At 66.0% G+C, this 1874-nt stretch carries 2 protein-coding genes; one reads left to right on the forward strand and one right to left on the reverse strand.

Going from position 1 to position 1874, the window contains the following annotated elements; genetic code table 11:
* The first annotated feature begins 130 nt into the window (after positions 1-130).
* Positions 131-898, forward strand: coding sequence for a DNA -binding domain-containing protein (locus tag VN047_RS20625; RefSeq protein ID WP_325546024.1), 768 nt, complete (start codon positions 131-133; stop codon positions 896-898).
* Between the two features lie 181 nt (positions 899-1079).
* Here VN047_RS20625 and VN047_RS20630 read toward each other — a convergent pair.
* Positions 1080-1874 (reverse strand): fused MFS/spermidine synthase (locus VN047_RS20630; protein WP_325546026.1); only part of this gene is annotated, 795 nt, incomplete at its 5' end.

The raw sequence follows: 1874 nt of genomic DNA on the forward strand, positions 1-1874 counted from the left end.
GGCGGCCCCGCGTCGCCGCCCCGCTTCGGCGCCGTCGGCCATGCGCCTTTCAACGCGGTCCTGAGCCGCGTGCTTTCCGGCCCGGTCGTCGCTTCATGCCGCTATTCGGAAGACCTTCTGGATATATCGCGTGAGAACCGGCGAGCCCGGCGCCGATTGGCGTTCGGCCGATGCTTATGCCGAGCTGCTCCTGTGCGACAGGCGCTTCTTTGCCTGGGAGTGGCTGCGTCGCAGCGCCGCATACCGGGATCGCTGGCATGAGCGCGATCGCCTGCCGCGCGGCGCGGCAAGCCGGCTGGGACTGGTCGGGTGGCTCGACCCCGCCATCCCCGCCCCGCAGGCGCGGCCGATCTGGAGCGTGAATACCGACCCGGCGGTGCTCGACGGTCGCCCCGCCGGGCAAGCCGAGCCAGGGCCGGCTGCCGGCGATTCGCTCGACATCCTGACGATTGCGCCGCTGGTTTCCGTCGAGGTCACCGCCGAGGCGGAGCACTGGTTGCTGAGCGACGGCCACTGGGCGATCCGTCTCGATCTGCACAACGGCACGCTGCTCGGCGGACCGCTTCTGATCGAGCACCGCCTCACCGGTCTGCGATCGCTTCGGCCCCGGCTCGCGGCGCTCCGGCAACTGGCCAGCGTTGTCGAAGGCGGAAGTTTACCCGCCTCGCTGATGCCGCGCGAGCGCCGTGCAGCGCAGTGGATACTCGAACTGCGCGTCGCCGATGCCCTGCTCGCGGGGGCGTCGCAGCAGGCGATGGCCCGGCGCTTGTTCGGCCGCGCGGTCGCACCCGACCATTGGCGGCTCGAAAGCACCGCCTATCGTCTGCGGATTCAACGCCTCGTGCGCCGGGCGCGGGCACATCTTGCGCATCCGCTCGCGGGTCCCTGGTTCGGGTGAAGAACACACCGCACACGCCGATCATCGCCGGCCTCGGGCTGCCCCCATCCCGCCATGAATATCGTAACGCGGGACCAGGCAGAGAATATGACCGCGCCAGGACCTCGCGCGGTCAATGGGGCGCCCCGAGACGACCTCCCGGATCAAGGCCCAGGATGCGGAGGGCGATAGCTGCCCGGACTCAGCCAGCCGACCATAGCGCGGCCATCGACAGCGACGGCGCTCCGTCAAAGCCGCTTTCGATGCTATCGACCGGCCTGTGGTCGAGCGCTTCCATCCCGTCCGCAATTTCAGTGGCCAAAGACGAAAAGGACATTGGATGGGCGCGATCGAGATCGTGGGCGTTCCGCAAAAGCGCAGCGCGATCCGGCGAAGGCTGGCCATCCCTGAACGCGAAGACGATCCGGTTCATCCCGACCTTCATGGGGAGATCGATCGTAGATCCAAAACATCCCCTTATGCGGGACAGGATAGAGCGATGTTTCCAGTGATGGTCACAGAGGTTGACGACGAGAATGCCGCCGGGATTCAAGCGCGAACGGCAATCGCGGTAGAATTCCGATGAGCAGAGCCGGGCCGGCTGTCCGTCCTTGTCGAAACCGTCGACGAGCAGGATGTCGCAGCGTCCGGGATCGCGCGCGACGAATTCCGCGCCATCACCGCAGACGATCTCGAAGCGCTCGCTCTCGGGCGGCATGAAGAATTGCTCTCGAACCGCGATGACGTCGGGGTCGATTTCGACCGCGACGATCGAGGTGTCCGGAAGATATCTGTGACAGTATTTTGCCAGCGATCCGCCGCCGAGCCCGATGATCTCGATGGTCTCTGGAGAGGGATGGAACAGGAGGAACCCCATCATCCGGCGCGTATAGTCGAGGATCAACATGTCCGGATCCTCGATACTCATCGCGCTTTGCACGAAAGCCCAGTTTGCGAGGAGGCTCCGTATATTGCCCAGCTCGAAGACGAGCGGGGC

It is taken from the genome of Sphingopyxis sp., assembly GCF_035565275.1.
GTDB lineage: Bacteria > Pseudomonadota > Alphaproteobacteria > Sphingomonadales > Sphingomonadaceae > Sphingopyxis.